The sequence below is a fragment of the Paenibacillus xylanivorans genome (assembly GCF_001280595.1).
Classification (GTDB): domain Bacteria; phylum Bacillota; class Bacilli; order Paenibacillales; family Paenibacillaceae; genus Paenibacillus; species Paenibacillus xylanivorans.
Genome location: NZ_LITU01000029.1, coordinates 22,539 through 28,905, shown reverse-complemented (window position 1 = coordinate 28,905; position 6,367 = coordinate 22,539). Strand labels below are relative to the sequence as shown.

At 46.2% G+C, this 6,367-nt stretch carries 4 protein-coding genes and 1 pseudogene; 1 reads left to right on the top strand and 4 read right to left on the bottom strand.

Annotated elements, in window-relative coordinates; translation table 11 throughout:
* The 3 genes and pseudogenes from AMS66_RS33370 to AMS66_RS02775 all read right to left on the bottom strand — a co-directional run.
* Positions 1-374, bottom strand: a pseudogene (locus tag AMS66_RS33370) (carbohydrate ABC transporter permease); the annotation flags it as partial.
* Between the two features lies 1 nt (position 375).
* Positions 376-1,269: an ABC transporter permease gene (locus AMS66_RS02780; RefSeq protein WP_053779344.1), complete on the bottom strand. Its 894-nt coding sequence runs from the start codon at positions 1,267-1,269 to the stop codon at positions 376-378.
* A 57-nt stretch (positions 1,270-1,326) separates the two neighbouring features.
* Positions 1,327-3,792 (bottom strand): beta-mannosidase, encoded by a 2,466-nt coding sequence (locus AMS66_RS02775; RefSeq protein ID WP_053779343.1) that lies wholly within the window; start codon positions 3,790-3,792, stop codon positions 1,327-1,329.
* A 127-nt stretch (positions 3,793-3,919) separates the two neighbouring features.
* On the opposite strand from AMS66_RS02775, the gene AMS66_RS02770 reads away from it, so the two are divergent.
* Positions 3,920-4,780 carry a helix-turn-helix domain-containing protein gene (locus tag AMS66_RS02770; protein ID WP_053779342.1) on the top strand — a complete coding sequence of 287 codons (861 nt, stop codon included), beginning with the start codon at positions 3,920-3,922 and terminating at the stop codon, positions 4,778-4,780.
* Positions 4,781-4,903: 123 nt separating this feature from the next.
* Here AMS66_RS02770 and AMS66_RS02765 read toward each other — a convergent pair whose 3' ends face one another.
* Entirely contained in the window at positions 4,904-6,367 is a 1,464-nt protein-coding gene (locus AMS66_RS02765) for a sensor histidine kinase (RefSeq protein WP_053779341.1), read from the bottom strand.

Sequence of the window (6,367 nt, the reverse complement as noted above, 5' to 3'; positions counted from 1 at the left end):
GGGATTAATCCGCCACTAAACAGCATCGTAATCAGCACGTACCCAAGTAAGGATTTCCTGAAAGGAAGATTCCGATAGGACAAGCCATAAGCCGCCAGAAGCGTGATTAGTAAACCGACAAAAGTTCCTATGATCGTACGGGATATCGTAATGAGGTAGGCATGTTGAATAACGGAATTCCCAAGCACAACCTCATAATTGTACAAAGTAAACTCCCTCGGCCACAGATAAACACCACCCTTTGCCGCATCGCTGCCAACGTTTAAGGAGACAGCGAGCATATACATGAAGGGATAGATTACCGAGATACAGAGCAGTGCCAACAGAAATATAATGATTGTCTGGCCCACCCGTTCCCTTATGGAAGATCTCATATTACCAAAGCCCCTCTCCGTTGAACTTTCGCGCCATCTGATTGGTGCACAGTACCAAAATCAGGCTGATGACCGAGGAAAGAAGACCGACCGCAGTGGCCATTCCAAAATAACCTTGCTGTAAACCATTGCGAAGAATGTAAGTGTCGAGCACATCTGCGACTGGCTGATTGGCCGGATTCATCAGAGGATAGATTTGATCCATTCCTACGGCAATCAGTCCAGGCATACTGAGAATCAACACGATGGAGATGGTCGGCATTATACCCGGCAGGGTAATGTTTCGTATTTGTGCGAGCCGTCCTGCCCCTTCCACCCTTGCGGCTTCATAGAGCTGCGGGTCAATCGTCGTAATTGCTGCCAGATACAAGATCGTATTCCAGCCAACCTCCTTCCATAAACCGCTTACTACGATCATGGGCCGGAACCACTCCGTGGATCCCAAGAAAAAGACAGAATCTCCGCCCAGCTTCTCAATCAGCTGATTGACCAATCCACCGTCCAACGTCAGTAGGGATTGCAGGATATAAGCTACCACGATCCATGAGAAGAAATGCGGAAGATAACTCACGGATTGAACGAACCGCTTGTATTTGTTATTTTTCACCTCATTGATAAGCAAAGCCAAAATAATAGGAGCTGGAAATCCGAACACAAACTTGAGAATCGCGATGTAAATCGTATTCTTCACCACAATCCAGAACTGTTCATCTTGCAGGAATGAGAAGTTTTCAAAACCAACCCATTCACTACTCCACATGGTGCTGCCGATGTGAAAATCCTTGAATGCCACCTGGATGCCCACCATCGGAATGTAGCTGAAGAGAAGCAGCAGGATCGCACCAGGTAGAATCATTACATACTGCCAACGGTATTTTGCCAGTCGTTCAATCATTTAACCACCTCTGCCATCATTATGGAGATCCAATTGAAAGCGGTAACATAAAACAACTTACAAATCAAATACGCTGCGTACGATTAGCTGTGATTGCAATTCCTCAAGGGATGCCGACCTGGTGACATCATTCTTCTTCAGAAAAATGGTCTTTGTATCCCCTGCTGATATATCAAAATAATTGTTGCTGAAAATACCGTCTAATTCGCTGAAATCCAGCTCCACAAACCGCGCGAAGGCTTTTGAATCAACCGTAATAACAAAACGATCCTCTTCTTCCTTCATCGTGGTCTCAATTACAGGATCAACAAAATCAAAATGCTTTGGCTTCACAAATAACACCGTACCTTCGCTTACAACTTCACCATCCACAACAAAGGAAAACTGTAAATACGTCTCACGTTTCTTGGTAGTTGTATTGAGCATCTCGGTGAAATCAAGCTCTTCGAATAATGCTGTTGATAACGCTGACACCTCTATTGCCTTTGAAGAGGCTACGATTTCATTGGAACGCGAATCCATGAGCCTCCATTTCAGCTCTCCTTGTGCATCACTCCTACTCTCATTTGATACGTGAAGTTCTACCTTCGGACCATCTTCCCGAGCCGATACAAGGATAGGTGCGAAAAAGCGTTTGGCTGCATAATGCATAGCTTTCCAGCGACCAAAGTAATCGATACTGGACCAGGAAGCAACAGGCCAGCAATCATTCAATTGCCAGTACAATGCGCCCATACAGCGTCCACGATGTCTGCGCCAGTGCTCTACCCCACATGTGATTCCTTCAGCCTGAATGAGCTGCGAAGCGTATAACAGGGAATTGAAATCCTTCGGCAAACGATACGTCTCCCCGATGTAATACAAAATTTTCTCATTTCCCGTACCATTCTTCTGATGAGATTCCATGACCGGTGAGAAGATATTGCGTTCTTCCGGCAGCGTAAACGTATCAATGGTCTTGTGATTAGGAAAGGATTGCAATCCGAATTCAGACATGTAACGCGGGTACAAAGTGCGAAATTCGGTAAAAGGTTTCTTGCCATGCCATACATCCCAGTAGTGCATGTCCCCGTAATTTTCATCGTTTGGATTGTCAAAGCTGCCTTTAGATGAAGGTGAAGCTAACCAATAGAACGTGTTCGGATCGTATTCCTTCGCAATTGCCGGCAGTAAAACCTCGTATTGCTTAATATAGTCCGCTTGTAACTGTAGGGATGTCTTCTTTGCCCAGTCCCATTCAACCCAAGCCATCTCCTGCTCATTGTTTCCACACCAGATTCCTAACGAGGCATGGTTGCGCAAGCGCTTCATGTTGTCGATGGTCTCTTTTGTAATCGACTCCTTGAATTCCTCGGTCAATTCATATACACCGCAGGCATACATCAGGTCCTGCCATACAATCAAGCCGTATTCATCGCATAAATCATAGAAATAATTCTCAGGATAATGCCCGCCACCCCAGACTCGAATCGTATTGAAATGGGCCTCCGCACAGCTCTTGATCAATCGTTGTGTTCGCTCGGGATTGCAACGCGGCAAGATGTTATCTTCCGGAATATAATCCGCACCCATCGAGAAAAAGGATACACCGTTCACTTCAAATTCGAAGGACTCGCCCCACTGATCCTTCTCTTGCTTGACGGTTAATGTTCTCAGTCCAATACGCTTATCATCACGATCCAGTTCAACACCTTGTTCCATAAGCGTAACGCTCAGATGATACAATGGCTGTTTGCCCAGACCATTCGGCCACCATAGCTCGGGATGTTCCACTTCGATCCAGATATGATGGTCTCCATCGTTCATGACAGACGTGTATCCCTTCAATGTCTCCCCGGAAGGAGTATCGAATGAGACCATGATCTCCCGCTCTTCTTCGACCCAACCGGATGTTCTTACGCGAACATCTAAAGTCACTCTGCCTTGGCTATGCATCTGTGTAATGTAGACATCATCCAAACGGGCATGATCGTAACCTTGAATGGAAATATTCCGCCAGATCCCCAAATCAGGTAATTGTGGCCCCCAATCCCAACCGAACATGGAATGTGCTTTGCGTAAATGGGAGATCCCTTCCACCGCATCACTGCAGTTAATCAACGGGCGCTCGGCTTGTTTACGCAGTACATACTCCACAGGGGAACGAAGAATAATGTGTATGGTATTTTCACCTTGTTTGATAACAGAAGTAATATCGATTTCATAAGTACTATGCATATTGTTTACATTCGCGATATTCATTCCATTCAGAATTAATTCGCCAAGCGTATCCACCCCTTCACATAACAGGATGATCCGGTCGTGTTTAAGATCGGATTCATTCACTTCAAATGAGTGTTTGTATTCATAATCATAATTGCACAGTTCAAGTGCAGCCTGCTCTTGCTCGCGGTAGTAAGGGTCCTCCATTTGCCCAGCTTGAAGCAAATCATGAAATACCGAGCCGGGAACCGTCGCCGGAAGCCATTCAGCATGATCCACTCTCTTCATTTGCCACCTGCCATTTAGATCAATAAGCAACATTTGTGATACCTCCTGATGTCTTTGTAATCTATTTCATTCTATCAAGAGGCCTCCATACTTTCTTATGTTGTGTTCACGGAATTCGTGTGCTATTTTGACATTAACAACAATAGGAGATGTTCGAGCCATGATCAAATACACAGCGTCAACTCACATCCATCCCGACTTGCTCGTGGATCCATTCTGGGTCGATTCCTTATCGAAAGTATCACCCGAGCACACCCATGACTTTTACGAATTTTTCATTCTAAGTGAAGGGCAGTGCCAGCATATTGTCAATGGAACAACTCAGCATTTGAGGCCGGGTTGCCTTGTCTTTATTCGACCGCACGATATTCACCGCTATGAGCCGGAAGGCACTCAGGACTGCCGTTTTTTGAATAGCCCTTGTCGATCCGCAGTAATAGAAGAAGCTTTTGCTTACTTGAATGAACAGAAGTATGCACAAGGACTATTGCAGGCACCCTTTCCTCAGATCGCCATGCTATCTCAGTTAGAAATGACAGAGATGATTCGAAGCTTTGAACGGATTATGATGCTCTCCACCGTTGATAAGAAAAAAGCTCGCGTATATGCAAAAGGCCTGATTATTCAAATCTTGACGCAGCATTTTTTTGCATTGGAAACGATGGAAGAACCCGTCCTCCCCCTGTGGTTAGAGCATGCGATCTCCAAAATGCAGCTGAAAGAGAACATGAATTGTGGTCTTCATGCCCTCTATGAATTGTCAGGTCGAAGCGTCGGTCATGTGAACCGCGCCTTCCGTCAATATCTGAATCAGACACCAACAGAGTATATTAATCAGCTTCGGTTGAACGTAGCCAAGAACTTGCTGCTTACAACTGAGTTACGGGTGCTTGAAATTGCACTGGAAGCGGGATTTGAGAACGTCAGCCACTTCTACCATCAGTTCAAAAAATTCTATAATCAAGCCCCGCTTGATTTCCGTAAGAACGCGACAATGAATAAGGAATCGCTGCTACCATAGTGAATTCAAAGCGTGCATGTGGTGAAATCTACAGCATCCCATCATATCCGTACCCAAAACTCAAAAAAGCTCTCCCTGTATACAGAGAGAGCAACTAGAAGGACTTATTGCCGCCCTTTTCTTTTAGACACGTTGAGCAGCAGGAAAGCCGAACGAGATTACAGCTCCTCCCTCCTTACGGTTGGCGGCCTGAATCAGCCCGCCACAGCGTTCCACAATAGCCCGGGCAATCGCCAGTCCCAGTCCGGACTCACCGTCTTTTCCTTTGACAAAACGGTGGAATAAGGTGGGCAGTAGCTCCTGTGGAAAGCCGGGGCCGTCATCCAAAACGGACAGTGCGATCTTTCCCTTTTCCAAGCTTGCCGTGATATGAATTTCTTTTTTGGCGTATCTTGCCGCGTTCGTCACGACGTTAAGCAATGCCTGCAGCAGTTTATCCTGGTCAGCCATGATGAGTAACTCTTGATTCTCCGGGCAGACAATCTGGAGTGTAAGTCCTTTCTTAACAAGCAGCGGATTGACACGTTCGTACGTTTCCGTCAACAATCCATTCAGACTGACCTTGGAAGGTTTGAAGATATCCTCTTCACTATCCAGCTTCGCGAGCAGCGTCATTTCGGTGACAATCTTCCCTAATCTGCCGCTCTCCCCCAGAATTACGTCCAGCCCTTTACGGACGTTCTCACCTTCAAAAACCCCATCTCGAATACCCTCCGCATAGCCTGCAATGGACATTAGAGGGGTCTTCAGCTCATGAGATGCATTCTGGAAAAACTGCTTCTGAACCTCATTGAATCTGTTCAGTTCTCCAGCCATCTCATATACCGTCTGTGCCACAGCTCCAATCTCACCGCCAGCCCTGACCAGCTGCACATCCGTGAAATGACGTTCTTTGACCTTCTTTAGCTCCTGCTTCAGATTCATCAATGGCTGAATCAGCCTTTTCGTAATAAATAGACTCAGCAGGAACATAATCGCTCCAACGATAACGATTACCAGGATGAGCCGACCCAGAAGTGCCTGTTCAATCGCTTTGATCTTGCTCATGGGAGTCAACAGGGTCAGGGTTCCTTGAGGGATGGGACTGACATCCATGACATAACGCCCGTCCGTTCCCGTCCACAGGTCCTTGATGCTGGAGGAAGTGACCGCTGTATACTGCTGCAAGTTGACAGGAACTGCTTCAGTCAATGTATCTCTACTCACCTTTCCGGTTATTCCACTCACAGACAAAGTAGTACCTGACAGCACATTGCCGTTAAAATCGGTGACAAAAGCTTCAACATCGGCAGGAATGAGTGTTGTGGGAGCACTCGCAACCTCCCCTGTTACCAATTGGACGGACTGCATACCTGTAATATTCGAATTAGGCAGAGTTACAGCTCCAACGGAAAGAACCGGACTCATTGCAAAATCACCCGCTTCAGTTATAGAAGCAGACATCGCGGCACTTAACGTCTTGAGATCATTTTTCTCTGTCCCAATGAAATGATCCAACAGCACATAATGGAGTAGAACGGCCGTGACGGAGAGGATCAGAACTAGCGACAAGCCGAACGCAAGGTTAATTTGATGAACGAGTTTCAT